23 protein-coding genes are annotated in these 25,570 nt (G+C 61.7%); 13 read left to right on the forward strand and 10 right to left on the reverse strand.

Annotated elements, in window-relative coordinates:
* Nucleotides 1–67 precede the first annotated feature (67 nt).
* From frr to fabZ, 8 genes are all read left to right on the forward strand, one after another.
* Nucleotides 68–625, forward strand: coding sequence for a ribosome recycling factor (frr, locus tag AB8B20_RS02015; RefSeq protein WP_374725665.1), 558 nt, complete (start codon nt 68–70; stop codon nt 623–625).
* Nucleotides 626–715: 90 nt separating this feature from the next.
* Complete coding sequence (locus AB8B20_RS02020; protein WP_068730865.1) at nt 716–1,471, forward strand: isoprenyl transferase; 756 nt, start codon at nt 716–718, stop codon at nt 1,469–1,471.
* A 5-nt stretch (nt 1,472–1,476) separates the two neighbouring features.
* Nucleotides 1,477–2,187, forward strand: a complete 711-nt coding sequence (locus tag AB8B20_RS02025; RefSeq protein ID WP_439073009.1) for a phosphatidate cytidylyltransferase — start codon at nt 1,477–1,479, stop codon at nt 2,185–2,187.
* A gap of 4 nt (nt 2,188–2,191) precedes the next feature.
* Nucleotides 2,192–3,415 carry a 1-deoxy-D-xylulose-5-phosphate reductoisomerase gene (gene dxr / locus AB8B20_RS02030; RefSeq protein WP_309944069.1) on the forward strand — a complete coding sequence of 408 codons (1,224 nt, stop codon included), beginning with the start codon at nt 2,192–2,194 and terminating at the stop codon, nt 3,413–3,415.
* A gap of 43 nt (nt 3,416–3,458) precedes the next feature.
* Nucleotides 3,459–4,610, forward strand: a complete 1,152-nt coding sequence (gene rseP / locus AB8B20_RS02035; RefSeq protein ID WP_439071519.1) for an RIP metalloprotease RseP — start codon at nt 3,459–3,461, stop codon at nt 4,608–4,610.
* Between the two features lie 173 nt (nt 4,611–4,783).
* A complete protein-coding gene (gene bamA, locus AB8B20_RS02040; protein WP_439071520.1) occupies nt 4,784–7,318 on the forward strand; it encodes an outer membrane protein assembly factor BamA in 2,535 nt (844 codons plus the stop codon).
* A 32-nt stretch (nt 7,319–7,350) separates the two neighbouring features.
* Nucleotides 7,351–8,433, forward strand: a complete 1,083-nt coding sequence (lpxD, locus tag AB8B20_RS02045) for a UDP-3-O-(3-hydroxymyristoyl)glucosamine N-acyltransferase (protein WP_439071521.1) — start codon at nt 7,351–7,353, stop codon at nt 8,431–8,433.
* Nucleotides 8,430–8,909, forward strand: coding sequence for a 3-hydroxyacyl-ACP dehydratase FabZ (fabZ, locus tag AB8B20_RS02050; protein WP_068730861.1), 480 nt, complete (start codon nt 8,430–8,432; stop codon nt 8,907–8,909). Before lpxD ends, fabZ begins: the two co-directional genes overlap by 4 nt.
* Before the next feature lie 204 nt (nt 8,910–9,113).
* Here the strand turns inward: fabZ and AB8B20_RS02055 are convergent, their stop codons facing one another.
* The 5 genes from AB8B20_RS02055 to AB8B20_RS02075 form a co-directional block, all read right to left on the reverse strand.
* Nucleotides 9,114–9,533: a hypothetical protein gene (locus tag AB8B20_RS02055; RefSeq protein ID WP_439071522.1), complete on the reverse strand. Its 420-nt coding sequence runs from the start codon at nt 9,531–9,533 to the stop codon at nt 9,114–9,116.
* A gap of 205 nt (nt 9,534–9,738) precedes the next feature.
* On the reverse strand, nt 9,739–9,861 hold the full coding sequence (locus AB8B20_RS02060; RefSeq protein ID WP_439071523.1) for a hypothetical protein: 123 nt from the start codon (nt 9,859–9,861) through the stop codon (nt 9,739–9,741).
* A gap of 153 nt (nt 9,862–10,014) precedes the next feature.
* Complete coding sequence (locus AB8B20_RS02065) at nt 10,015–10,461, reverse strand: hypothetical protein (protein WP_439071524.1); 447 nt, start codon at nt 10,459–10,461, stop codon at nt 10,015–10,017.
* Nucleotides 10,462–10,787: 326 nt separating this feature from the next.
* Nucleotides 10,788–11,030: a response regulator transcription factor gene (locus tag AB8B20_RS02070; RefSeq protein ID WP_244558315.1), complete on the reverse strand. Its 243-nt coding sequence runs from the start codon at nt 11,028–11,030 to the stop codon at nt 10,788–10,790.
* Entirely contained in the window at nt 11,027–11,272 is a 246-nt protein-coding gene (locus AB8B20_RS02075; RefSeq protein WP_093758761.1) for a response regulator transcription factor, read from the reverse strand. The genes AB8B20_RS02070 and AB8B20_RS02075 overlap by 4 nt, the downstream gene beginning before the upstream one ends.
* A 156-nt stretch (nt 11,273–11,428) precedes the next feature.
* On the opposite strand from AB8B20_RS02075, the gene lpxA reads away from it, so the two are divergent.
* Genes lpxA through lpxB form a run of 3 tightly spaced genes read left to right on the forward strand, consistent with a single transcriptional unit; the run spans nt 11,429 to nt 14,288 of the window.
* Nucleotides 11,429–12,232 carry an acyl-ACP--UDP-N-acetylglucosamine O-acyltransferase gene (lpxA, locus tag AB8B20_RS02080; protein WP_439071525.1) on the forward strand — a complete coding sequence of 268 codons (804 nt, stop codon included), beginning with the start codon at nt 11,429–11,431 and terminating at the stop codon, nt 12,230–12,232.
* Nucleotides 12,233–12,255: 23 nt separating this feature from the next.
* Nucleotides 12,256–13,137 carry an LpxI family protein gene (locus tag AB8B20_RS02085; protein ID WP_439071526.1) on the forward strand — a complete coding sequence of 294 codons (882 nt, stop codon included), beginning with the start codon at nt 12,256–12,258 and terminating at the stop codon, nt 13,135–13,137.
* Nucleotides 13,134–14,288, forward strand: coding sequence for a lipid-A-disaccharide synthase (lpxB, locus tag AB8B20_RS02090; RefSeq protein ID WP_439071527.1), 1,155 nt, complete (start codon nt 13,134–13,136; stop codon nt 14,286–14,288). Before AB8B20_RS02085 ends, lpxB begins: the two co-directional genes overlap by 4 nt.
* Before the next feature lie 88 nt (nt 14,289–14,376).
* Here the strand turns inward: lpxB and gltA are convergent, their stop codons facing one another.
* Both gltA and gltX read right to left on the reverse strand, forming a co-directional pair.
* On the reverse strand, nt 14,377–15,681 hold the full coding sequence (gene gltA, locus AB8B20_RS02095) for a citrate synthase (RefSeq protein ID WP_439071528.1): 1,305 nt from the start codon (nt 15,679–15,681) through the stop codon (nt 14,377–14,379).
* A 154-nt stretch (nt 15,682–15,835) separates the two neighbouring features.
* Complete coding sequence (gene gltX, locus AB8B20_RS02100; protein WP_093758757.1) at nt 15,836–17,260, reverse strand: glutamate--tRNA ligase; 1,425 nt, start codon at nt 17,258–17,260, stop codon at nt 15,836–15,838.
* Nucleotides 17,261–17,459: 199 nt separating this feature from the next.
* Between gltX and AB8B20_RS02105 the strand changes: the two genes are divergently transcribed.
* Together AB8B20_RS02105 and AB8B20_RS02110 are read left to right on the forward strand one after the other, a co-directional pair.
* Entirely contained in the window at nt 17,460–19,130 is a 1,671-nt protein-coding gene (locus tag AB8B20_RS02105) for a glutamine--tRNA ligase/YqeY domain fusion protein (protein ID WP_439071529.1), read from the forward strand.
* A 102-nt stretch (nt 19,131–19,232) separates the two neighbouring features.
* Nucleotides 19,233–21,515 carry a ComEC/Rec2 family competence protein gene (locus AB8B20_RS02110; protein ID WP_439071530.1) on the forward strand — a complete coding sequence of 761 codons (2,283 nt, stop codon included), beginning with the start codon at nt 19,233–19,235 and terminating at the stop codon, nt 21,513–21,515.
* 17 nt (nt 21,516–21,532) lie between these two features.
* On the opposite strand, the gene lexA is transcribed toward AB8B20_RS02110, so the two are convergent.
* The 3 genes from lexA to AB8B20_RS02125 all read right to left on the reverse strand — a co-directional run bounded on the left by lexA (nt 21,533) and on the right by AB8B20_RS02125 (nt 25,507).
* Nucleotides 21,533–22,255, reverse strand: coding sequence for a transcriptional repressor LexA (gene lexA, locus AB8B20_RS02115; protein WP_068730850.1), 723 nt, complete (start codon nt 22,253–22,255; stop codon nt 21,533–21,535).
* Between the two features lie 303 nt (nt 22,256–22,558).
* Nucleotides 22,559–23,128, reverse strand: a complete 570-nt coding sequence (locus AB8B20_RS02120; RefSeq protein ID WP_276509735.1) for a GNAT family N-acetyltransferase — start codon at nt 23,126–23,128, stop codon at nt 22,559–22,561.
* Between the two features lie 21 nt (nt 23,129–23,149).
* The gene (locus AB8B20_RS02125; RefSeq protein ID WP_439071531.1) at nt 23,150–25,507 is read right to left on the reverse strand and encodes an Orn/Lys/Arg decarboxylase N-terminal domain-containing protein; all 2,358 of its coding nucleotides are present in this window, start codon (nt 25,505–25,507) and stop codon (nt 23,150–23,152) included.
* Nucleotides 25,508–25,570 lie beyond the last annotated feature (63 nt).

Genomic DNA, 25,570 nt, shown 5'->3' on the forward strand with positions numbered 1-25,570 from the left:
TAGACGGGTTCGGAGCGCCATACCCGCTTCGCACCAGCAGGATACAAGGGAGAGCTGCATGGCCACCATGGCCCCATTCGACATCAACGACCTCAAGCGCCGTATGCAGGGCTCGACCCAGTCGCTGAAGCATGAGCTTGGCGGCTTGCGCACCGGACGTGCGGCAGCCTCGATGCTGGAGCCGGTCCAGGTGGAAGCCTATGGCAGCCACATGCCGCTGAACCAGGTTGCGACCGTCAGCGTTCCCGAGCCGCGCCTGCTGTCGGTGCAGGTTTGGGACAAGTCGATGGTCAAGGCGGTGGAAAAGGCGATCGTCGATTCCAATCTCGGCCTTAGCCCGGCAACCGAAGGCCAGATTCTGCGGCTACGCATTCCCGAATTGAACACCGAGCGCCGCAAGGAACTCGTGAAGGTCGCGCATAAATATGCCGAGGCAGCCAAGGTCGCCGTGCGCCACGTCCGCCGCGACGGTCTCGACATCATCAAGAAGCTCGAGAAGGCTCACGAGATTTCCGAGGACGACCAGAAGCGCCACGATACCGAAGTGCAGAAGGTCACGGACAGCATAATCGCTGAAATCGATCAGTTGCTGGCGGCTAAGGAAAAGGAAATCATGACAGTTTAAGCGTCAGAAGCCGCTTTTAAGCTGTTGAAAAGCGTATGGTCCGCAAATTGGTCACATATGTGCCGGACCATAGGCTGGGGATTTTAATCGATGTCGAATGCCGCCGCGCCCGCAAATGATGGATCGGACCGATCCACGCCTTTGCATGTCGCGATCATCATGGACGGCAATGGGCGCTGGGCTGCAGCGCGGGGGCTTCCGCGCGCCGAAGGCCATCGCCGCGGCGTCGAGGCACTTCGCCGTGTGGTGCGGGCATCCAACGAACTCGGCATCCAGTATCTGACGATCTTCTCGTTTAGCTCCGAGAACTGGTCGCGGCCCGCATCCGAGATCAGCGATCTGTTCGGCCTGCTGCGTCGCTTCATCCGCAACGACCTTGCCACCCTGCATCGCGACGGTGTGCGGGTCCGTGTGATTGGAGAGCGCCAGGGCCTCGATTCCGATATCGCGTCATTGCTGAAAGAGGCCGAGGACCTGACGCGGGGCAACACCCAGCTCAATCTCGTGGTCGCCTTCAACTACGGCTCGCGGCACGAGATCGCCACGGCAGCGCAGCGCCTTGCGCGCGAGGTTGCCGAGGGCAAGCGGACGCCCGAAAGCATCAATGTCGATACGCTCGGCCAGTATCTCGACGCGCCTGATATTCCGGACCCGGACCTGATCATCCGCACGTCGGGTGAACAGCGGCTATCGAACTTCCTGATGTGGCAGGCTGCCTACAGCGAGTTCGTATTCGTGCCGATCCACTGGCCGGATTTCGACAAGGCCGCGCTGGAAAGCGCCATTGCCGAATATGCCCGCCGCGAGCGGCGCTTCGGCGGTCTCGCCGCGAAAACCGGTTCGTGACCGGCGTGACCCAGGACGACAGCACGCCGAAGCAGGCGGATGACCGGGGGCTGCGCAATCTCTTGATGCGCATCCTGGCCGCGCTGGTGCTGATCCCCGTCGCGATTTTCGCCGCCTATGCCGGTGGCTGGCTGTGGTTCGGCCTCGTGACGCTGGTGTCGGTTGGTCTCTTCCTGGAATGGCGGGCCATTGTCGGCAATCATGTCGGCTGGATCGGGCTCGGCGTCGTCTATGCCTTGGCTGCGTTTGCGGCGTCCATTGTCGTGCGCCTCGATCCCGTCTGGGGCTTCTTGGCCTTGATGTTCATTCTGTTGGTGGTCTGGATGACCGATATCGGCGGCTATTTCGCCGGGCGCGGCATCGGCGGCCCGAAACTGTGGCCGCGCGTCAGTCCGAAGAAGACATGGGCCGGCGCTATCGGCGGTTTTGTTCTCAGCCTTGCTGTGGCTGCCGGTTTTGCCATGAATGGTTTGGGCAGCCTGCTGCCGCTGCTCATGGTCGCAACCGTGCTGACGGTGTTGTCGCAACTCGGTGATCTCTTCGAGTCCGCAGTGAAGCGCAAATTCGGCGTCAAGGATTCCGGCCAGATCATTCCTGGTCATGGCGGTCTGCTGGATCGCCTCGACGGCTACGTGTTCGCGGTGGTTGCTGCCGCGGTGATCGGTCTTTTACGCGGCGGCGCAGATGGCGTCGGCCGCGGTCTTATGGTTTGGTGATTTGATGAGCGCTGTTCCCCTGCGAAATAACAAGCCCGCCGCGTCCAGTCTGCGCAGCATCACTGTCCTCGGTGCGACCGGTTCGATCGGCGACAGCACCATGGATCTGCTGCGGGCGTCGCCCGAGCGGTACCAGGTGGAGGCTTTGACGGCTAACGGCAACGTCGAAGGCGTGGTCAAGCTGGCCAAGGAATTCAACGCGCGCTTTGTGGCCGTCGCTGATGAATCCAAGCTGGACGAACTCCGCGCGGCACTCGCCGGCACCGGCATCGCCAGCGGAGCAGGGGATAGCGCCATCGTCGAGGCCGCCGAGCGGCCGGCCGACTGGCTGATGGCCGCCGTGTCGGGCGCCGCCGGCTTGAAGCCTGCGCTCGCCGCCGTTGATCGCGGTGCAACCGTCGCGCTGGCCAACAAGGAATGCCTCGTGTGCGCCGGCGATTTCTTCATGGATCGCGCCGCCAAGGCGGGCGCCTGCATCCTGCCGGCGGACAGCGAGCACAATGCGCTGTTCCAGGCGCTGGCCTCCGGCAGCCGCGAGGAACTGACCCGCGTGATCATCACCGCCTCGGGCGGACCGTTCCGCACCTGGGCTGCCGCCGATATCGAGCAGGCAACGCTGGCGCAGGCGCTGAAACATCCGAACTGGTCGATGGGGCAGAAGATTACCATCGATTCCGCATCGATGATGAACAAGGGTCTCGAAGTGATCGAGGCGTCCTATCTGTTCGCGCTGGCACCGGACGAAATCGACGTGCTGGTGCATCCGCAGTCGATCATCCACGGCATGGTGGAGTTCAGGGACTATTCGGTGATGGCGCAGCTCGGTTCGCCCGACATGCGCACGCCGATCGCGCATTGTTTGGGTTGGCCGGACCGCATTCCGGGCCGGGCGGCGCCGCTCGATCTCGCCAAGATCGGGTCGCTGACCTTCGAGGCACCGGATTACACGCGCTTTCCTGGCCTGAAGCTGGCCTATGACGCGCTGCGCACCGGCAGCGGTGCGACCACCGTCTACAACGCGGCCAACGAGATCGCCGTGGCTGCCTTCACCGCCCAGAAGATCCGCTTTGGCGCCATTGCACGGCTGGTCGAAGCCACCATGAATGAATGGGTGCGGGCAGGGAATTTGGCGCCGTTGTCGTCGGCGGATGACGCCATCGCTGTTGACCATAAAGCGAGAAAAATGGCTGCCACCCTCTTGCCTCAAATTGCCGCAAAGGCATCCTAGAGCATTGGGGACGAGGCCTTTGGCCTCGCGTTAGGGGATCGGGATGCTTGAGTTTTTCCAACATAGTTTCAATACGTTAAGCCACGGCTTTATCGGCTATATCATCCCCTTTCTGTTTGTCCTGACGATCGTGGTGTTCTTCCACGAACTCGGCCACTTCCTGGTCGCCCGCTGGAACGGCGTTAAGGTCCTGACGTTCTCGCTCGGCTTCGGTCCTGAACTCGCCGGCTTCAACGATCGCCATGGCACGCGCTGGAAGATTTCCGCGATTCCGCTTGGCGGCTACGTGAAGTTCTTCGGCGACGAGAGCGAAGCCTCGACCCCCTCAAGCGCCGCGCTGGAAGGCATGACGGCGGATGAGCGCAAGGGCAGCTTCCATCACAAGCGGGTTGGCCAGCGTGCCGCCATCGTGGCTGCGGGTCCGATCGCCAACTTCATCCTCGCGATCGTCATTTTCACCTGCCTGTTCACGTTCTTTGGCAAGCCGAGCACGACCGCCAAGGTCGACAGCATTCAGGCGGGCAGCGCGGCCGAGAAGGCTGGGTTCCAGTCGGGCGACGTCATCAAGGCCATCGATGGCAAGGTCATTGGCAGCTTCTCCGACATGCAGCGCATCGTCGGCACCAAGGCTGGCGAGCAGCTGGCCTTCAGCGTCAAGCGCGGCGAAGCCACGGTTGAGCTGAAGGGCACGCCAGAACTTCGCGAAGTCAAAGACAGCTTCGGTAACGTCCATCGTCTCGGCGTCCTCGGCATTACCCGCGCGACAGCGGTTGGCGAAGCGACCACTGAGCGGGTCAATCCGGCGACCGCTTTCGTGCTGGGCGTCAAGGAAACCTGGTTCGTCGTGGACCGCACCATCGCCTATATCGGCGGTGTATTCACCGGACGCGAGGCGGCCGACCAGATCGGCGGCCCGATGCGAATCGCCCAGATCTCGGGGCAGGTGGCGACAATAGGCCTGACCGCCCTGATTCACCTGGCGGCGGTTCTGTCGATCTCGATCGGCCTTCTCAACCTGTTTCCGGTGCCACTTCTCGATGGCGGTCATCTTTTGTTCTATGCCGTCGAAGCCGTTCGTGGGCGTCCGCTGTCGGAGCGCGCGCAGGAGATGGGCTTCCGCATTGGCCTCGGTTTAGTGCTGATGTTGATGGTATTTGCGACCTATAACGACATTCTTCACCTGGCTTCGTCATGATCGAGGCTGGGGGTAACGTGGCCGATGGGCAACGTCTTGGAATGAAATTAGAATTGCAGCGCGAAAGGTCGTTTGCCAGTCAGGTAAAATTGGCTACAAGCTGGGCCACTAAAGGGATTCTGTCAGACCGTAGGGGTGCGGGCTGGCGATGGAATGATAAGGGCGCTTTGCGCATGATTTTTGGTTTGCGGGGTTTCCGGAGCGGCCTTCTTGCTGCTTCGATCTTGGTCGCCATGCCGGTCGCCGTTACAGCGACTGCTGCGCTCGTTTCTTCGACTGCCGTGGCTCAGACCGCCGCTTCGATTGTTGTTGAAGGCAATCGTCGCGTGGATGTGGAGACCATCCGCTCCTATTTCCGTCCGGGCCCGAGTGGCCGGCTGGATCAGGGCACCATCGATGACGGCCTCAAGTCGCTCATCGAGACCGGTCTGTTCCAGGATGTGAAGATCAATCAGGCCGGTGGCCGTCTGGTCGTCAGCGTCGTCGAAAACCCGGTCATTGGCCGTGTCGCCTTCGAAGGTAACAAGAAGGTCAAGGACGACCAGCTGAACGCCGAAGTGCAGTCGAAGCCGCGCGGGACGCTGTCGCGCCCGATGGTGCAGGCAGACGCGCAGCGCATCTCCGAAATCTATCGTCGCTCCGGCCGTTATGACGTCAGCGTCGTTCCGGAATTCATCGAGCAGCCGAACAACCGCGTCGACCTGATCTTTACGATCAACGAAGGCGCGAAGACCGGCGTGAAGTCGATCCAGTTCATCGGCAACAACTATTACTCGTCCTACCGCCTCAAGGACGTCATCAAGACCCGTGAATCGAACCTCCTGAGCTTCCTGGCTTCGGGCGATATCTATGATCCGGACCGCATCGAAGCCGATCGCGACCTGATCCGCCGCTATTACCTGAAGAACGGCTTCGCCGACGTTCAGGTCGTCGCCGCGCTCACCGAATACGATCCGAACCAGAAGGGCTTCCTGGTCACCTTCAAGATCGAAGAAGGCCAGCAGTACCGCGTGTCGTCGGTCGACTTCTCGTCCACCATTCCGCAGTTCGATCCGAATTCGCTGCGCAGCTTCTCGCGCGTTGGCGTCGGCTCGCTCTACAACGCGGAAGCGCTGGAGAAGTCGGTCGAGGAAATGCAGATCGAAATGTCCCGCCGCGGCTACGCCTTTGCCGTCGTGCGTCCGCGTGGCGATCGCAATTTCGAATCTCACACCGTCACCATCGGCTTCACGGTGGAAGAGGGCCCGCGCGTCTATATCGAGCGCATCAATGTGCGCGGCAATACGCGTACCCGTGACTATGTCATCCGCCGCGAATTCGATCTCGCCGAAGGCGACGCCTATAACCGCGCGCTGGTTGATCGTGCCGAACGCCGCCTGAAGAACCTCGACTTCTTCAAGAGCGTGAAGGTGACGACCGAGCCCGGCTCGTCCAGCGATCGCGTGATCCTGGTGGTTGATCTGGAAGAAAAATCCACCGGCGACTTCTCGGTCTCGGGCGGCTACTCGACCACCGACGGTGCGCTCGGCGAAGTCAGCGTCTCGGAACGTAACTTCCTCGGCCGCGGCCTGTTTGCGAAGGCATCGGTTCAGTACGGCCAGTATGCCCGTGGCTACTCGCTGTCCTTCGTTGAGCCTTACCTGCTCGACTACCGCGTCGCGCTCGGCCTCGATTTTTATCAGCGCGAGCAGCTGTCCAACAGCTACATCTCATACAACACCAAGACGCTCGGCTTCAGCCCGCGCCTCGGTTTCCAGCTGCGTGAAGATCTCGCGCTGCAGCTCCGCTACTCCGTCTATCAGCAGCAGATTTCGCTCCCGGCGACGTTGAGCAACTGTAACAACCTGCCAGGCAGTCCAACCGCGACCAACACTCCCGGTTATTTGAATTCACTGTTCCCGGGTTCTGTTGATCCAGCCAATGCCAACACTTGGGGTTGTTACGCCGATGGCGAGTCGTCTCTGCCAGTTCGCCGCGAACTGGCCAGCGGCAAGACGCTGACCTCGGCGCTCGGCTACACGCTGAACTACAATACCCTCGACAACAACAAGAACCCGACCGATGGTCTGTTCCTGGAGTTCAAGCAGGACTACGCTGGCGTCGGTGGCGACGTGACCTACCTGAAGACCACGATCGACGCGAAGTACTACACTCCGCTGGTGGCCGACATCGTTGGTTTGCTGCGTGTCCAGGGCGGTATGCTGAACAAGGTCGGCGAAGACATCCGCATGCTGGATCACTTCCAGATGGGTCCGAACCTGGTGCGTGGTTTCGCGCAGAACGGTATCGGTCCGCGTGACATCAGCTACGTTGCGCTGGGATCCTACGGTGACGCGCTCGGCGGCACCAAGTATTGGGGCGCTTCGGCCGAATTGCAGATGCCATTCTGGTTCCTGCCGAAGGAAGTTGGCATCAAGGGCGCGGTTTATGCCGATGCCGGCGGTCTCTGGGATTATAAGGGACCGACCAGCTGGGCTCAGACTGGCGAAATCAATGCCGCCGGCTGTGTGCCTGCGAGCCGGACTTCGGTCGGTAACTGCGCCGGCATGACCTATGACGACGGCAATGTCGTCCGGTCGTCGGTCGGTGTGGGCCTGATCTGGCAGTCGCCGTTTGGTCCGCTGCGCTTCGACTACGCAGTGCCGATCACCAAGGGCGCCTACGATCGCGTGCAGCAGTTCAAGTTCGGCGGCGGAACTTCGTTCTGAGTTTGATCTCCGGCCGGACCGCGACGGGTGGAATGGTTCTGCCGACGTTCTTCAAGCAATCGCCTTCGTTGACGCTGGCTGAAATAGCAGCGTCAACGAAGGCACGACTGGTTGACCCGACGCGGGCCGACCAGGTCGTGACTGGCGTAGCCTCGCTCGACGAGGCGGGCCCCCATCACCTGACCTTCTTCGAAAATCTTCGCTACATCGACCAGCTCACCCACACCAAGGCCGGTGCCTGCCTGGTGAGCGAGAACTTCAGGGGCGATATTCCGGCTCACGTGACGGTGCTGCGCGCCAAGCGGCCGTTCGCAGCCTTCGTGGAATTGGCGCGCGAGCTGCACGCGGATACGCTGCGTCCGGTCTCCGGCTTTGACATTACCGGCATCGCCGCATCCGCCGTCATCCATCCCTCTGCTCAGCTCGAGGATGACGTTACGGTGGATCCGCTGGCCGTAATCGGCCCGGATGTGGAGATCGGTTCCGGCACCATCATCGGCTCTGGCGCGGTGATCGCCGCCGGGGTCAAGATCGGCCGCGACTGCAATATCGGCGCTGGCAGCACGCTGCAGTTCACACTGATCGGCAACAACGTACTCGTTCATCCCGGCTGCAAGTTCGGCCAGGACGGCTTTGGCTTCGTGTTCGGCCGGGACAAGCACATCAAGGTGCCGCAGACCGGCCGTGTCCTGATCCAGAACGACGTCGAGATCGGTGCCGGCACCACCATCGACCGCGGCAGCCTGCGCGATACCGTGATTGGCGAGGGGACCAAAATCGACAATCAGGTCCAGATCGGCCACAATGTGACAATTGGACGGCACTGTGTGATCGCTGCGAAATGTGGCCTTGCAGGCAGCCTGACCATCGGCGACAACGTCGCGCTGGGCGCCATGGTGGGCCTCAACAATCACATTACGATTGGCGATGGCGCGCAGGTCGCAGCAATGGCCGGAGTGAAAGACAGCATTCCGCCGCGCGCGCGGTGGGGTGGCATCTTTGCCCGGCCGACCAAGCAATGGTTCCGCGAGATCCTCGCGGTTGAGAAACTCGCCCGCGAGAGCATGCCCGGAACGGATGCGACGACGCAGGATACGAAAGAGGGGCGGGAATGAGCCAGGATTTACCAAGCGATGGCGCATCGCCGATCATCATCGAGACGGTCGACATCAACACCATCCTCAAGACCCTTCCGCATCGCTATCCGTTTCTTCTGATCGATCGTGTCGTCAACATCCGCAAGGACTTCAGCGGCATTGGTATCAAGAACGTCACGATCAACGAGCCGGCATTCCTCGGGCATTTCCCTGATCGCCCGGTCTATCCCGGCGTGTTGATGATCGAAGGCATGGCTCAGACAGCGGGCGTGATCGGCATCTCGTCCGTCGAAGGCACCGAGAAGCCGCGTGCGGTGTATTTCCTCACCATCGACAAGTGCAAGTTTCGTAAGCCGGTGATGCCTGGCGATACGATCGAATATCATCTGCACCTGATCGGCAGGAAAAAGGCGATGTGGTGGTTCCATGGCGACGCCAAGGTAAATGGCAAGGTCGTCGCCGAGGCCGATGTCGGCGCGATGCTGACAGACTGAGGTTACACCGCTCAGTCCGCGTCATTCGTCTAGAGCCTCGGTTCTGATAGAATCAGAACCGAGGCTCTAGCTTTTTGTTTAGACGCGTTTTCTTGATGCGAACCGGTACCCACTTCGCTCGGAAACGCGCTAGCGCTGCCGAACACGCATCGTGACGACGCCGCCATGTATCGCCAGTTCTATCGAGCTCGGCGGGGTGGTGCCCTAGCGGAGCGTATAGACGATACTCACCGTCGATTGGCTCTGAGTTCCGATCTCGTGCACCGCTGGTGCGTCAGGCGGATGCGATCTTTTTCCCACCTGATCGATGAGAGACAGGTTTATCGACGAGCCATCGAGGCCTGGTAAGCCAGGGGGGCGCGTGACCACGATGTGCAATTCAAGAGCGCCGGTGTCGAGATTGAGCGCAGTATGCGCACCAATGAGTTTCTCGGTCGCCGACAAGCCAACCAAGGCCGGTGTTGGAGGAGTCTCTGCCACGGTCGTAGTCCCTTCTACCGTCCATCCTTTTGTTGCAAGGACGGCGCCGCCGGCTGACGTGTCGATCAGTTTTCCCTGGAATGAAAAATAGACGACGTATTTGGTCCCTCGCACCACGTTCTTGAACCCGGGCGCATCATACATCGAGAACTGGCATCCGTCCGCGCGTGCAGGGTCATAACGATCATACGGGTGCTGTGGACAGGTTCGATGTCCGTACGCCGTACAGCTGCCGGAGGGGCAGCCATCTTCCTGATATGCCGCTGGTAGCAGCACCACAGCTCCGCACAACACGAGGGCGACCACGCTGCCATTGGCCGTGTTCTGGCCCATGACATATTGGCGATATTCAAGCCGAGCAGGTGCCGGTGAATGTGGCGGAACATTTGAACGGAGCGTCGAGATTGGCGCCGTGAATCGCCGGTGCGAGATTCCCGGCCGGTGTGACAAAGGATGAATAGGCTACAGCCATGTGGACCTCTTGTGATGTCAGCATGTGAATTGGAGGGGATGGTTGCGCGGTGCCGCCGCCCGCGGGCGGCGGCACCGATCTCGGCGCACATGGTGCAGATCAGATCAGGATTTGGTGCGTGCCAGGACGGAGACCTTCGCCGAAGCTGATCGATCAGTAGTACTGAGGCGAGAAGGAGCCGTCGGGGTTCTGCGTGACCACAGCGCTGGTTTGCGCGCGACCCGTGAAGTTGACATTGCCGGCCTTGGTCGAGGCTGCGGTGTAGTCGATAATCTGACCGGGCGTGTATGCGCCATCCGCGACATAGAAGTTGATCACAGGTGTCACGTTGAACGTGTCGTTCGGCTCCGCGATGAAGGTCGCGACCGGTGACGGGATGCTTGGAACGTTGCCTGGACGCGCCAGACCGAACAAGTATCCGTTGGATGCCGTGAAATCGTTGTTGGCGATAATCCTGTAAGAGCCGGTCATCGCGCCGCCCGGTGTAACGGTGCCGAACCCGATGGGCGTCGTTCCGGCGAAGGTGACGCTGTCCTGCAGAGTGACGTCGACCGCAGCAGCGCCACTCTGGCCCATGGTTGTCCCTGGAGCGATGGGCATGGTTGCAGTCGCCCAATAGGCGAAAGTCTCGTCGGTGTACTCAACCGTATCCGTTCCACCCGGGAGGATGCCGTTGAACGTCACCCACGCGTTACTGTAAACGACCGGCTATCCGCCCGTCGATGTCACGGCGGGTGGTTGCATGAAGAGAACATAATTCTTCGCGAATCCAGAGTTGTTGAGAACCTTGATCGTGTACTTGGCCATGTTGCTGCTCCTGGCTGAATGATGACTGGTCGGCGACAACAAGCGGCCTTGCGAAGCGAGGAAGCATTACGGCTTGCGTGATGTCGTGACGATGTCGCGGATAACAACCATAGCGTGTATCAACCATTGGTTGTGCGATATGGCTCCGATGGCGTATTGACGAAACCGAGCCGTCTCGTCGCATCGATCAGCTCGGCAAGACTGTGGACGTTCAGGCTACGCATCGCATTCTCGCGATGCTTGCGGACGGTGAGGGGGCTGATCCCGAGCTTGCGGGCAATCTGCTTACTGGTGAGGCCAACAGTAATGAGCCGCGCGACGTCGATTTCGCGCGGTCGCAGGACGGGTGGGCTGCCGATCAAAAAGACCGGTCGTGTCTTTCCCGCCGATCGGCGTGTTGCGATGTATCGCCATGGGCGCAAGACGTTTTGGCGAAGGCGGTGAGTTGCACCGTCGTTCCCAGCCGCATCTTGTGCAGGATGCTCGCGCGATGTTTGCGGACGGTGAACTCGGAAATGGCAAGGGCGCGCGCGATCTGTTTGCAGCTCATCGACTGGCCAACCAGCGACAATACTTCCTCCTCGCGATTGGTCAGACGCGCCATAAATGGTCATTCCGTACTGGCTTATAAAGAACGTATCATGAACATCTTAAGTTCAGCAAGGTTCCCGTGGTGCTTGTCGGCACGGTACTGGACAGTCCACGTGACGCGGGTTACGCAGCGGAAAATCCTAGAAATTTGCAGGAACTGGACTTCTCGATGAGCAAGATCGATCCAACCGCCCGCGTCGCCGACGGTGCTGTCATTGGCGAGGGCGCCGAAATCGGACCCTTCTGCATCATCGGACCGCATGTCACGATCGGTGCAGGCACGAAGCTGCTGTCGCATATCAACGTGACGGCGCAGACGACCATCGGCGAGAATTGCACGATCTATCCGTTCGCCTCATTGGGCACGCCCCCGCAGTCGCTCAGCTACAAGGGCGAACTGACCAGACTGACCATTGGCAATGGCTGTACCATCCGCGAGTCCGTGACCATGAATGCCGGTACTGTCGCCGGCGGTGGCATCACGTCGGTGGGCGATCGCGGTTACTTCATGAACTGCGCCCATGTCGGCCATGATTGCCACGTCGGCAATGACGTGATCTTCGCGACCTCGGCAACGTTGGGCGGTCATTGCGAGATCGGCGATTTCGTTTTCATGGGTGGGCTGTCGGCCGTACACCAGTTCACCCGCATCGGCTCGCAGGTTATGGTCGGCGGCATCTGCGGTGTGCGCGGCGACATCATCCCGTTCGGGCTTGTGAATGGTCAGTATGCGGCGCTGGAAGGCCTCAACATCATCGGCATGAAGCGCCGCAAGTTCACCAAGGAGCGCGTCGCCGCCGTGCGTTCATTCTATCAAAAGCTGTTCCATGGCGCGGGCGTCTTCGCCGAGCGGCTTGAGCGCGTGCAGCCTTTGGCAAATGACGATCCGGCGATTGCAGAAATCCTGACATTCATCGCGGGCGCCAAACACCGCGCACTGTGTCTGCCCGAGGATAGCAAGAACAACTCTTGAGTTCGGGTATCGCGGGGCAAACCATGACCGACCAGGCTCAAGCGCAGGATCTGCAAGAACGTCCGCCGATAGGCTCGCCATTCGGGATCATCGCTGGCGGCGGCTCGCTGCCCTTCGCCGTCGCGGACTCGCTGCAGGCGCGTGGCATCAAGCCTGTCGTGTTCGCGCTGAAGGGGTTCTGCGATCCGGCGCTGGTGGCGCGATTTCAGCACCACTGGATTCCTATCGGCCAGTTTGGCCGTTTGCTGAAGCTGATGCGCAGCGAAAATTGCCGGGATCTCACCTTCATCGGCACGCTTGTGCGGCCGGCAATCTCCGAGATCAGGCTGGACTGGGCAACGCTTCGCGTGATGCCGAAAGTGTTTCGCGCGTTTCGCGGCGGTGACGATCATTTGCTGACGAGTATCAGCCGCCTGTTCGAGCATGAAGGTTTTCGTCTGCTGGGGATCAAGGACGTCGCGTCCGATGTGCTGATGCCGGCGGGTAGCGTAACACGTGCCGTACCGGATCAAGATGCTGAAGCCGATATCGCGCGTGGGCGCGACGTCCTGCGCGCCTTGAGCCCGTTCGATATCGGCCAGGCGACCGTGGTGATCGACGGCCATGTGGTGGGGATCGAGGATATCGAAGGCACCGATGGGTTGCTGGCCCGCGTGGCGCTCTTGCGTGAGCAGGGACGTATTCGCGCCAAGGCAGGGCGGGGTGTACTGGTGAAGGCGCCGAAGAGCGGTCAGGATCTGCGTTTCGATCTGCCGACATTGGGACCGCGGACCATCGAGCGCGCTGCGGCCGCGAAGCTCGCCGGCATCGCCATCGTCGCAGGCAATACGATCGTCGCCGAACCGCAGCAGATGATTGTCGCCGCCGATGCCGCAGGTCTTTTCGTGACGGGACTTCCGACGTGACAAAGACGATCTATCTCATCGCCACCGAAGAATCCGGCGACCGTCTCGGCTCCGCGCTGATGACGGTGCTGCGCCAGCGGCTCGGCGACGATGTGCGCTTCGAAGGCGTTGGTGGTTCGTCGATGGCACGCGAAGGGCTACAGTCGCTGTTTCCGATCGAACAGCTTTCCATCATCGGCCTTGCCGCCGTCCTACGGAAGTTGCCGTCGATCCTGAAGCTCATCACGCGCGCGACCGAGGACGTCTTGCGGGCCAGACCCGACGTGCTGGTCATCATCGACAGCCCGGACTTCACCCATCGCGTCGCCAAGCGTGTGCGCCAGCGCGATCGCTCGATTCCCGTCGTCAACTATGTGTCGCCAACGGTGTGGGCGTGGCGGCCGGGGCGCGCGAAGGCGATGCGCGCTTATGTTGACCATGTGCTGGCGCTGCTGCCGTTCGAGCCGGAGGCGCATCGGCGGCTCGGCGGACCGCCATGCACCTATGTCGGTCATCCCCTGATCGAGCAGATCGATGCGCTGCGTCCCAATGCGGACGAGCAGGTGCGTCGCGAAACGAAGCCGCCGGTGCTGCTGGTGCTGCCCGGTAGCCGTCGCAGCGAGATCCGTCATCACATGGCAACGTTCGGCGCGACGCTCGATCTGCTGCAAAAGCAGGGCACGCAATTCGAGCTGATCCTGCCAACCATGCCACATCTCGTTGAGGTCATCGCCGAAGCGCTCAAGGCGTGGCCGGTGCAGCCGCAGATCGTTGTAGGTGAAACAGAAAAGCGCGCGGCGTTCCGCATCGCGCATGCGGCCTTCGCCAAATCGGGGACGGTGACACTGGAGCTTGCCTTGTCGGGCGTGCCGATGGTCACCGCCTACAAGGCCGGCAGCGTCGAGGCCTGGATCATCCGCCGCCGCATCACCTCATCGTCGGTCATCCTCGCCAATCTGGTGATCGGCGAGAACGTCATTCCGGAGTTCATCCAGGAAGACTGCACGCCGGAGAAGCTCGCGGCGTCGTTGCAAGAGGTGCTGGCAGACACACCCATGCGGCGGCGTCAGGTCGAAGCGCTGGCGCGGCTCGACGGGATCATGGCGACGGGCGCAGCGTCGCCGAGCGTCGGTGCGGCCAATGTCGTGCTGGCTACGATGCGGAAGAGTTGAAGGCCTTCATTCAAGAGATTGCAGCGAAACAAAAACGGCGGATCTTGCGATCCGCCGTTTTGATTTTCGCACTCTGCGAAACGAGGTCTTAGGCGCGCTTGGCGATATCTACGTAGTCGCGGCGGGCAGCACCCGTATAGAGCTGGCGCGGACGGCCGATCTTCTGCTGCGGGTCGCCGATCATTTCGCTCCACTGGCTGATCCAGCCGACGGTGCGGGCGACCGCGAACAGCACGGTGAACATCGAGGTCGGGAAGCCCATCGCCTTCAGCGTGATGCCGGAATAGAAATCGACATTCGGGTACAGCTTACGGTCGATGAAGTACTGGTCCGACAGCGCGATCTTCTCGAGCTCCATGGCAACGGCGAGCATCTCGTCGCCACCGTGACCGGTTTCCTTGAGAACCTCGTGGCAGGCCTGCTGCATCAGCTTGGCGCGCGGATCGTAGTTCTTGTAGACACGGTGACCGAAGCCCATCAGGCGGACGCTGGAATTCTTGTCCTTCACCTTGGCGATGAATTCCGGAATCTTGTCGACGGTGCCGATTTCGGCGAGCATCTGCAGCGCGGCTTCGTTGGCACCGCCATGCGCCGGTCCCCACAGGCAGGCGATGCCGGCGGCGATGCAGGCGAACGGATTGGCGCCCGACGAGCCGGCGATGCGGACCGTTGAGGTCGATGCGTTCTGCTCATGGTCGGCGTGCAGCGTGAAGATTTTGTCCAGCGCCTTGGCGAGCACCGGATTGACCTTGTACTCCTCGCACGGCACGGCGAAGCACATCTTCATGAAGTTCGCCGCGAAATCGAGCGAGTTGGTCGGATACACGAAGGGCTGACCGATCGTGTACTTGTAAGCCATCGCCGCGAGCGTCGGAATCTTGGCGATCATGCGGATCGACGCGATGTCGCGCTGCTTCGGATCGTTGATATCAGTTGAGTCGTGGTAGAAAGCGGCGAGGGCGCCAACCGACGCGACCATCACGGCCATCGGATGCGCGTCGCGGCGGAAGCCCTGGAAAAAGCGGCTCATCTGGTCGTGAACCATGGTGTGGTTCGTGACCAATGCGTCGAACTTTGCCTTCTGCGTCTTGGTCGGGAGTTCCCCGTACAGCAGCAGGTAGCAGGTCTCGAGGAAGTCCCCCTTCTCGGCGAGCTGCTCGATGGGGTAGCCGCGGTATTCGAGGATACCGGCATCGCCATCGATATAGGTGATCTTGGACTGGCAGCTGCCTGTCGACGTGAAGCCGGGATCGTAGGTGAACATCCCGGACTGGGCGTAGAGCTTGCCGATGTCGATGACATCAGGGCCGACGGTCCCGCTGTGGATCGGCAGTTCGAAGCTCTTGCCGTCGACTGTCAGCGTTGCGGATTTGGTATTGGTTTTTGCGTCCATCGCGTGGTCCCCGATGAGATCGTTGAGGGGCCGGCAAGCCACCGACATTTCAGGAGAAATGGGGAGGCTAGCCGGGAATTCCAGAGCATTCGCCAGAATGCGTAGCGTATTGCTGTGTGCGCTGCAAGGCGGGCAAAAGCAGCCTACAGCTATGCTAAATAGATGCCTGATCGGCGAGCCGGTCCAGGCATTCCTGCCGTCCCAATACCGCCAGAACATCGAAAATGCCGGGCGATGTGGTCTTGCCGGTCAGCGCCACGCGAAGCGGTTGCGCGACCCCGCCAAGCTTGATGCCAGCTTCCTCGGCAAAGGCGCGGGTAGCAGCTTCGGCATTTGCTGCAGTCCAGTCGGTGACGGCTTCCAGTGCCGTGCGCAACTTGCCGATCAGCACACGGGTTTCCGGCGTCAGCGCGGCCTGCGCCTTCGGCTCCATCGCCAGTGGGCGATCGGCAAAGATGAAATTGGCGCCGTCGATCAGTTCGATCAACGTCTTGGCGCGTTCCTTCAGGCCGGGCATGGCGCGCAACAGCTGGGCGCGCGTGGTGTCGTTGAGCTTCGCCTTCAGTTCGGCGCCGCCGGGCACGTAATTCAGCACGTCCTCGAACATGGTCACGAGGGATTGATCGTCGGTGTGACGGATGTAGTGACCGTTGAGATTTTCGAGCTTGGCGAAATCGAAGCGCGCGGCGGAACGGCCGATCCCCGACAGGTCGAAGGCGTCGATCATCTCCTGGGTCGAGAAGATTTCCTGATCGCCATGGCTCCAGCCGAGCCGCACCAGGTAATTCCGCAGGGCGGCCGGCACATAACCCAGCGCGCGATAGGCCTCGACGCCGAGCGCACCGTGGCGCTTCGAGAGTTTCGAACCATCGGGTCCGTGGATCAGCGGAATATGCGACATGCTGGGCACGGTCCAGCCGAGCGCGTCGTAGATCTGCTTCTGGCGGGCGGCGTTGATCAGGTGGTCGTCGCCGCGGATGACATGGGTCACGCCCATGTCATGGTCATCGACCACCACGGCGAGCATGTAGGTCGGATTGCCGTCGCCGCGCAGCAGCACGAGGTCGTCGAGATTCTCGTTCTGCCAGACCACGCGGCCCTGTACCTGATCCTCGATCACGGTCTCGCCAGTGAGCGGCGCCTTCAGGCGGATCGTCGGTTTGACGTCGGGGCGCGGATCCGACGGATCACGGTCGCGCCACAGCCCGTTATAGAGCTTGGACTTGCCTTCGGCGCGGGCGGTCTCGCGCATCTGCTGCAGTTCCTCGGCGCTGGCATAGCAATAATAGGCCTTGCCCTCGGCGAGCAGCTGTTCGGCGACTTCGCGGTGACGGCCGGCACGGGCGAACTGGAAGACGGTGTCGCCATCCCATTCGATGCCCAGCCACTTCAACCCGTCGATAATGGCGTCGATCGCAGCATCGGTGGAACGCTCGCGGTCCGTATCCTCGATCCGCAGCAGCATCTTGCCGCCGGTCTTCTTGGCATACAGCCAGTTGAACAGCGCGGTGCGTCCACCGCCGATATGGAGGAAGCCGGTCGGCGAGGGGGCGAAACGGGTAACGACGGGAGCGGTCATATCAGCGGGTTCGATCGAGTTCGGTGTGAGTGTTGGCGGGCGTTTATCACAACGACAGGGCGCTGTCTCACGGCGAATAAACGCGGATTTGGGGCCGGAACCGCATCGGAAAAGGCCCTTTCGCGGGACCCGGCCCCTGATCCGGCCTTGGCGCGGCCTTCCGGATTTGGCACATAGGGCGCAGCTTGAAAGGCAGCAAATGACAGACGAATCGGTATCCGACGCAGGCCGTGACTTCATCCGCGACATCGTTGCGGCGGACCTGCAATCCGGCAAACACAAGAGCGTGGTGACGCGCTTTCCGCCGGAGCCCAACGGCTACCTGCATCTCGGCCATGCCAAGTCGATCTGCCTGAATTTCGGCGTCGCCGAGGAATTCGGCGGTCACTGCAACCTGCGTTTCGACGACACCAATCCGACGAAGGAAGAGCAGGAATATATCGACGCCATCCAGCGCGATGTGCGCTGGCTCGGCTTCGAGTGGGGCGAGGGCAACCTGCATTACGCCTCGGACTATTTCGAGCAGCTCTATGACTGGGCGGTACATCTGATCCGCGCGGGCAAGGCCTATGTCGATGACCAGTCGCAGGAAGAAATCCGCTTCAAGCGTGGCACCCTGACGGAGCCCGGCCAGAACAGCCCGTTCCGCGATCGCCCGGTCGACGAGAACCTCGATCTGTTCGCGCGGATGCGCGCCGGCGAATTCCCGAACGGCGCCCGCGTGCTGCGCGCCAAGATCGACATGTCGTCGGGCAACATCAACCTGCGCGATCCCGTGATCTATCGCATCCTGCATGCGCACCATCCGCGCACGGGCACCGCTTGGAGCATCTATCCGAGCTACGACTTCGCGCACGGCCAATCCGACGCCATCGAACACGTGACGCATTCGATCTGTACGCTCGAATTCGAGGATCACCGGCCGCTCTATGACTGGTGTCTGGAAAACCTGCCGGTGCCATCGCGGCCGCATCAGTATGAATTCGCGCGCCTCAACATGACCTACACGCTGCTGTCGAAGCGCGTGCTGACCGAACTTGTCCGCGGTGGCCATGTCACGGGCTGGGACGATCCACGGATGCCGACGCTGGCCGGCCTGCAGCGCCGCGGCATTCCCGCTGAAGCGCTGCGCGAATTCGTCAAGCGCATCGGCGTCGCCAAGGCCAACTCGACCGTCGATATCTCGATGTTCGATTTCGCCGTGCGCGAGACACTGAATCGCACGGCGCAGCGCCGCATGGCGGTGCTGAAGCCGCTGAAGGTGGTGATCGAGAACTACCCGGAAGGACAGACCGAGCAGCTCGAAGCCATCAACCATCCCGATGATGCGTCGCTTGGCAACCGGCAGATTTCATTCGGCCGCGAGCTCTACATCGAGCATGACGACTTCATGGAAGAGCCGCCGAAGAAATTCTTCCGCATGGCGCCGGGCCGCGAGGTGCGCTTGCGGTACGGCTATTTCATTACCTGCAAGGACGTGGTGAAGAATGCCGCCGGCGAAGTGGTCGAATTGCGCTGCACCTATGATCCGGAAACCCGGGGCGGCAATGCGCCGGACGGCCGCAAGGTCAAGGCGACGATCCATTGGGTGAGCGCCGCAGATGCCGTGCAGGCGGAAGTACGCGTCTACAATCAGCTGTTTGCCGATCCGCAGCCCAATGCGACCGAGTTCGCATCACAGCTCAATCCGGACTCGCTGGAGACGCTGACCGGCGCCATGCTGGAGCCGGCGCTGGCGAGCGACAACACAAGCGATGTCGTGCAGTTCGAGCGCCAGGGTTACTTCTGTCGCGACAAGGATTCAGCGCCGGGCAAGCTGATCTTCAACCGCACCGTCGGTCTGCGCGACAGCTACGCCAAGCTCGCTTGAGCAACCCTAGAGATTAGTTTTCGTATTCTGCATCCGTTCCGCTAGTCGCCGCTTGCCCTTCCGATAGCATTCGGAAGGACAAGCTTGGCGTGCGGGCGTTCGATGGCGCGGGGCGGGGATCAGCAACAGCGGCGGGGCAGATCCGGCACGGCGACCACATGGCCGCCGCCGGCCACGGCAGGCGTCGCTGTCCCGTCACCGACGTCATCAACGTCGGGCTTCGAGACGCTCTGGACGTGGGTGCGGGCCGAAGCGGGTCCCGGTCGCTTGCTGCCCTGGCTGCCGATCGCTTTCGGCACCGGCATCGCGCTGTATTTTGCCGCTGAGCATGAGCCGGTGGCCTGGGTTGCCGCTGCGACGGCTGGCCTTCTTTGCGTGGCTGCGTTTTTGCTGCGGCGACAACGATGGTTTCCCTTGATCTTGCTCATTGCGGCCATCGCGGCCGGCTTTGCGATGGGGGCCATGAAAACCGCGCGCGTGGCTCATGAGGTTCTGGCGAAGCCGCTCTATTCCGTCGCGCTTACCGGCTTCGTCGAAACGCACGAGGAACGGGAGCGCACGGATCGCTTCGTGCTGCGCGTTGCCACGATGGACAGCCCGCGCGCCGCACCGAAGCTCGCCCGTGTGCGGCTGTCGGTGAAGAAGGGCACGGCGCCTGTCGTCGGCAGCTTCGTCGAATTGAAGGCAAGGCTGCAGCCGCCGCTGTCGCCGCTCCGGCCAGGGAGTTACGACTTTGGCCGCGATCTGTATTTCCAGGGGATCGGCGCATCAGGCTTCGTGATGGGCGGCATTAAGGCGGTCGATCCGCCGATACAGCCGGGTGTGGCGCTACGCTATTCAGCGACCATGCAGGGTCTGCGCGACGCCATCGACGCGCGGATCCGCACCGTGCTCTCGGGCGATAGCCGCGCCATTGCCACGGCGCTGCTCACGGGCCGCCGCGATGCGATTTCGGCTGACGTCAATGATGCGATGTTCATCTCCGGCCTCGGTCATGTGTTGTCGATCTCTGGCTATCACATGGCCGTTGTCGCCGGCGTGGTGTTCTTTGCGATACGCGCACTGCTGGCACTGATCCCTGTCCTGACGGTGACATTCCCGATCAAGAAAGTCGCAGCGGCTGCGGCGTTATTCGCAGCACTGTTCTATTTGCTGCTGTCAGGTGCCGAAGTCGCGACACAGAGATCCTTTTTCATGACGGCCGTTGTGTTGATGGCAGTCATGGTCGATCGCCGGGCGGTGACGTTCCGTACGCTGGCGGTGGCAGCAATGGTTGTGCTGATCGTGGCGCCGGAAGCACTGGTGCATCCGAGTTTTCAGATGTCATTCGCGGCGACGCTGGGGCTGGTCGCATTGGTGCAGATAGGCATGCCCGCGCTGTTTGCCTCGCCCGATCATTCCGCGACCGCGCGCGTGGCGCTATGGGGCGGACGCGAGATCGCGATGCTCGTACTGGCTTCGCTGGTCGCGGGCCTTGCCACCACGCCCTATGCCGCATTTCATTTCCATCGCGTCACGCCTTATGGCGTCGTCGCCAATCTCCTGGCGATGCCGGTGGTCTCGGCACTGGTTATGCCGACGGGTATTCTCGGTTTGGTGGCCATGCCGTTTGGCTTTGACGGTGTGTTCTGGCGGCTGATGGATGTCGGCATCCAGTGGATGATTGTCGTCACGCAATGGGTGGCAGCCTTGCCCGGCGCCATCGGCCGGATGCCGGCCTTCGGGACGGGACCGCTGATATCAGCCAGTATCGGCATCATCGTGCTGGGATTGCTGCGCACGCCGTTGCGCCTCGCAGGGCTTGGTGTGCTTGCGCTCTCGATTGTCTGGGCGTTGCTGGTCAAGCAGCCGGATGTCCTGATTTCGGGTGACGGTCACAGCGTTGCGGTACGGGGCAGGGAGGGGCGCCTGCATATGATGCGCAGCGCCAAGGATGCGTTTCTCACGAAGGAGTGGCTTGCCGGTGATGCCGACGCCCGGCTGCCAACGGATGCCTCCCTCAGCCACGGTGTGTCCTGCGACCGCGACGGGTGCATCGCGGCGCTGGCCGATGGCGCTTTGGTGGCGCTGGTTTTACAGCCGGATGCATTCACAGATGATTGCGAGAAAGCGGCACTCATCATCACAACGAGACAATCGCCGAGGGATTGCAGGGCGCTGGTGATCGATCAGGATCGCTTGCAACGAAATGGTGCGGTGAGCCTGCAGCGAACCGCGAACGGCTTTACCATCGATGCCGTGCGCCCGCGTGGCCTGGACCGCCCGTGGTCGCGCGCCATCCCCGATGAGCCCCAGCACGATCTGATCCAGAACAGTCGCACGCCACAAAACCGGCCGGTGGATGCGACGCCGGCGGAAACCGATCTTCAACCCGAAGATCAGTAATCCGCCGAGGCGCAATCTCAGTAGCGGCGATACAGGCCGATCAGCTTGCCCTGAATGCGCACCCGGTTGGGCGGCAGGATGCGGACCTCGTAGGCGTCGTTGGCGGGCTCCAGCGCGATCGACGCGCCGCGGCGGCGGAAGCGCTTCAACGTGGCTTCCTCGTCGTCGATCAGGGCCACCACGATGTCGCCGGTGTCGGCGCTCTCGTTGCGCTGGATCAGCACGGTATCGCCATCGAGAATGCCGGCGTCCTGCATGGAATCGCCGCGCACTTCGAGCGCGTAATGTTCGCCGGAGCCGAGCATGTCCGCGGGCATGCTGATGGTGTGGCTGCGGGTCTGCAGCGCCTCGATCGGCGTACCTGCCGCGATCCGGCCCATGACCGGGATAGCAACCGTGCGGCCATTGTCATCATCGCCGCTGTTGCTGGCGATGCTGGCGGCCGAACGCACCTTGCCAAGCGTGCCTTCGATGACGCTGGGCGTGAAGCCGCGGCGCCCGGTGCCGCCGGTGACCGGCGCGCCGAGCTCTGGCAGCTTGATGACTTCGATGGCACGGGCGCGGTTGGGCAGACGGCGTATGAAGCCGCGTTCTTCCAGCGCCGTGATCAGACGATGGATGCCGGACTTCGAGCGCAGGTCGAGCGCATCCTTCATCTCGTCGAAGGAGGGCGGGACGCCGGCTTCCTTCAGCCGTTGATCGATGAATCGCAGGAGTTCGTATTGTTTGCGCGTGAGCATCTGAAGCCATCCTCAGTTGACGGTGTCGGCCGCCGCGTGCGTTTCAAAGGGCCTTCGAACAGTGAGCCTCAATCCTGAGACGATCGTTCGAAGATCGGTTGCGCGAGTTCGGGCACTCTCAAACTACTCAAAGCCACAGAATCTCGAAACAAATCATGAACGAACACTATATGTTCCATATGTGTTCTGCAATGCTTAATTTGCCGTCAACAGAACGCACGTTGAGCGAGGTTTTGAGGAGGCTGTTCCTCACCAGTCGTCGATCCTCGACGGACATGGAAAATGCTTCCGCGGTCGCTTGGGCTACGCGGACGTCATGCGCCCAATGGGCGGCGGCGGAGTCGTGGAGCCGGTCGCCAGCGAGCGCTGAACCATGATCGTGTCGGCCCAGCGGCCCGAGCGATAGGCGACGCCGGGCAGCAAGCCGACGCGGGCAAAGCCGAAGCTCTCATGCAAGCCGAGCGAGGCCGTGTTGTCGGCATCGATATAGCCGATGATCTGCCGGAAGCCGGCCGCCGCGCACACGTCGATGAGTTCGCGCATCAACAGCCGGCCGATGCCCCGGCCGACATGTCCGTGGTGGATATAGATCGAATGCTTGACCGTGTAGCGATAGGCCGGTCGCTTGCGGAACAGCACCACATAGGCATAGCCGACGACCTCGCCGCCTTGCGTGGCGACGAGGTGCGGGAACCGTTTGCTGCGCAGGTTCTTACGCCGGTCTCTGAGATCGTCAGGCTGCGGCGTGTCGGCGTCGCTGACGCCTTCCTCGACGCCTTGCCGGATGTGCCGGCGATAGATCGCCAGCATGGCATCGACGTCGGTGTCGCGTGATGGTCGGATGACGACCGGCTGTTCGAGTTCCGTTGGCAAATCAGGCTCCTTACGTGCTCCCTATTCGGAGACCACGTAAGTGTAAAGTCGGATCCGGCCATTGGCGTCGACCTTGCGGTAGATGCCCTGGATTTCGACGTCGAAGCCCGGGAAGGTGTTGAAGCAGGTCTCGAACATCCTGAGATAATCGATCATCGGCTTTGACCGTTCAGTGAGCCGTTCTCCGGGGACGATCGTGGCGATGCCGGGCGGGTAGACCACGAACGGCGTCGTCGCGACGCGCCCGAAGATCTCATCGATCGGGAGGTAATCGACGTCGTTGCGCACCAGACAGCGCGCAGCATCATGGGGCGACATGGCGATCTCCGGCAGATGGTCAGCGGAGAATTGCCTGGTCTGAAGTTCGCTCACATTGGCCTCGCGGAAGAACCGCTGCATGTCGCCGCACAGATCGCGCAGGCGTATGCCCGCATAACGCGCCGGCCTGCGCCTGGCGAATTCGGGGATGACGTCTTCCAGCAGCGCGTTGTCGTCATGAAACTTCTTGAAGGCGACAAGGCCCGATATCAGCGTGCCGGCCTTGCTGGCTTCCACGCCGGGCGTCAGCAGGAAGAGCAGCGAGTTGAGATCGTTCTTCTCCGGCACGATGCGATTTTCGCGCAGGAACTGCGCGACCACGGGCGCGGGGATGCCGTGTTCCGCATAGCCGCCGGTGGTGCGGTCGAAGCCGGGTGTCAGTACCGTCAGCTTGTTGGGATCGGTCATGGTGAAACCGGCTTCCATGCCGGGGAAGCCATGCCAGGCGGCGTCAGGCGCGAGCTGCCAATAAGCCGGATTGGTGGCCAGCTGGTCAGTGCCGATGCTTTCCCACGGCACATTGTGAACAGCACCTTCGCTGGCTGCGTCGGGAATCGCGACGCGCTCGGGCACGAAGGGTTCGAAGAACCAGCGACGCTCGGCGCGGGTTTCCTTCTCCTCGAATTCGCGGCGCACCGCGCGCATCTTCTTGCGCAGTTCGATGCCGAGCCGGATCGTATCGTCCCACAACACTTCGCCGGAGCGGCCCTTCATCATCTGCGCGCCGACATCCAATGATGCGAACAGCGGATAGAACGGCGAGGTCGAGGCGTGCTGCATGAAGCTTTCGTTGAAGCGCCGGTGCTCGACGCGGCGCTTCTGGCCGCGGATGTGGCGATCCTTCATGTGGATCTGCGACGCCTGAGAGAAGCTCGCGAGCTGCTTGTGGGTCGACTGCGTCGCGATGATACCCGGCGAATCCGGGCCGAGGTCCTTGAGTCCCATGGCGAACCGGCCGGCATAGAGCGGGTGGAATTTCATGAAACCCGCCCAGGCTTCGTCGAACAGGATGTAATCGCAGAGATGGCCGATGCGCGCGATGATCATCTCGGCGCTGTAGATGGTGCCGTCATAGGTGCACTGTTCGACCACGGCGACGCGGAACGGGCGTGGACGCTTCCAGGCCTCGGGATCCGTGACCAGCGGATTGATACGGATGCGCTCGCGCAGCGCGTCCTCGTCGAGCGCGTCCCAGTTCATCGGGCCGATCAGGCCCCAGGGATTGCGCGTCGTCGGCACATAGATCGGCACACCGCCTGAAATCATCAACGCGCCGTGCAAAGCCGCCTTGTGATTGTTGCGATCGAACAGCACCAGATCGCCATCGGTAACCAGAGCCGATAGCGCGACCTTGTTGGAGGTCGAGGTGCCGTTGAGCACGAAATAGGTTTTCTCCGCGCCAAAAATCTGCGCGGCTTCCTTCTGCGCCTGCAGCGCAGGGCCCTCATGGGTCAGAAGATCGCCGAGATCGAGCACCGAGTTGTCGAGGTCGTCGCGAAACACGGCTTCGCCGAGATGTTCCATGAACACCCGCCCGATCGGGCTGCGGCTGTAGAACACGCCGCCATTGTGCCCGGGGCAGGTCCAGAGCTGGTTGCCTTCCTCGGCATAGTCGACCAAAGCGCCGAAGAACGGCGTCTTCAGCGTCTCGGCATATTGCTTCAATCGGCTGATGAGATTCTTGGCGATGAACGGCGGTGTTTCCTCCGACAGGAAGACATAGCCGTCGATGAAATCGAGCACCTCGACCGGGACGTCTTCAAACCGCTTGCGACGGATCAGCAGGATGATGGGGAAATCGAGGCCCCGTTTGCGCATCAGGTTGATCAGCGCCGCGGTCTTGCCTTCGAGGCCCTTCTTGCCCCAGTCGACCACCATGCAGCCGATCGCCGCGTCGGTCTGGACCGCGATCGTTGCGTCTTCGAGCTTGCGCGCCTTGACGACCTCGAAGCCGGAACGCTCGATCTCATCGACGATCTGATTGAGGCGAATGCCCTCGAGATCGTCGGCGTCGAATGTTGGCATCGCAAACAGGAAATTGAAGCGTTTGAAATAGTCCATTTGTGCACCGATCTTGTTTCGCTGCGATGTCTCGCTGCGTTACGTGACAATTCAGTGACTGAA

Origin of the sequence: Tardiphaga sp. 866_E4_N1_4, assembly GCF_052076075.1 — a bacterium.
Taxonomy (GTDB): Bacteria; Pseudomonadota; Alphaproteobacteria; order Rhizobiales; family Xanthobacteraceae; genus Tardiphaga; species Tardiphaga robiniae.

What these genes read in the sequence shown, in the direction of transcription:
- frr (WP_374725665.1), top strand. Translation starts at nt 68, where the DNA reads ATGGCCCCATTCGACATCAACGACCTCAAGCGCCGTATGCAGGGCTCG.
- AB8B20_RS02020 (WP_068730865.1), top strand. Translation starts at nt 716, where the DNA reads ATGTCGAATGCCGCCGCGCCCGCAAATGATGGATCGGACCGATCCACG.
- dxr (WP_309944069.1), top strand. Translation starts at nt 2,192, where the DNA reads ATGAGCGCTGTTCCCCTGCGAAATAACAAGCCCGCCGCGTCCAGTCTG.
- rseP (WP_439071519.1), top strand. Translation starts at nt 3,459, where the DNA reads ATGCTTGAGTTTTTCCAACATAGTTTCAATACGTTAAGCCACGGCTTT.
- bamA (WP_439071520.1), top strand. Translation starts at nt 4,784, where the DNA reads ATGATTTTTGGTTTGCGGGGTTTCCGGAGCGGCCTTCTTGCTGCTTCG.
- lpxD (WP_439071521.1), top strand. Translation starts at nt 7,351, where the DNA reads ATGGTTCTGCCGACGTTCTTCAAGCAATCGCCTTCGTTGACGCTGGCT.
- fabZ (WP_068730861.1), top strand. Translation starts at nt 8,430, where the DNA reads ATGAGCCAGGATTTACCAAGCGATGGCGCATCGCCGATCATCATCGAG.
- AB8B20_RS02055 (WP_439071522.1), bottom strand. Translation starts at nt 9,533, where the DNA reads ATGTATGATGCGCCCGGGTTCAAGAACGTGGTGCGAGGGACCAAATAC.
- AB8B20_RS02060 (WP_439071523.1), bottom strand. Translation starts at nt 9,861, where the DNA reads ATGGCTGTAGCCTATTCATCCTTTGTCACACCGGCCGGGAATCTCGCA.
- AB8B20_RS02065 (WP_439071524.1), bottom strand. Translation starts at nt 10,461, where the DNA reads ATGCCCATCGCTCCAGGGACAACCATGGGCCAGAGTGGCGCTGCTGCG.
- AB8B20_RS02075 (WP_093758761.1), bottom strand. Translation starts at nt 11,272, where the DNA reads ATGGCGCGTCTGACCAATCGCGAGGAGGAAGTATTGTCGCTGGTTGGC.
- lpxA (WP_439071525.1), top strand. Translation starts at nt 11,429, where the DNA reads ATGAGCAAGATCGATCCAACCGCCCGCGTCGCCGACGGTGCTGTCATT.
- AB8B20_RS02085 (WP_439071526.1), top strand. Translation starts at nt 12,256, where the DNA reads ATGACCGACCAGGCTCAAGCGCAGGATCTGCAAGAACGTCCGCCGATA.
- gltA (WP_439071528.1), bottom strand. Translation starts at nt 15,681, where the DNA reads ATGGACGCAAAAACCAATACCAAATCCGCAACGCTGACAGTCGACGGC.
- gltX (WP_093758757.1), bottom strand. Translation starts at nt 17,260, where the DNA reads ATGACCGCTCCCGTCGTTACCCGTTTCGCCCCCTCGCCGACCGGCTTC.
- AB8B20_RS02105 (WP_439071529.1), top strand. Translation starts at nt 17,460, where the DNA reads ATGACAGACGAATCGGTATCCGACGCAGGCCGTGACTTCATCCGCGAC.
- AB8B20_RS02110 (WP_439071530.1), top strand. Translation starts at nt 19,233, where the DNA reads ATGGCGCGGGGCGGGGATCAGCAACAGCGGCGGGGCAGATCCGGCACG.
- lexA (WP_068730850.1), bottom strand. Translation starts at nt 22,255, where the DNA reads ATGCTCACGCGCAAACAATACGAACTCCTGCGATTCATCGATCAACGG.
- AB8B20_RS02125 (WP_439071531.1), bottom strand. Translation starts at nt 25,507, where the DNA reads ATGGACTATTTCAAACGCTTCAATTTCCTGTTTGCGATGCCAACATTC.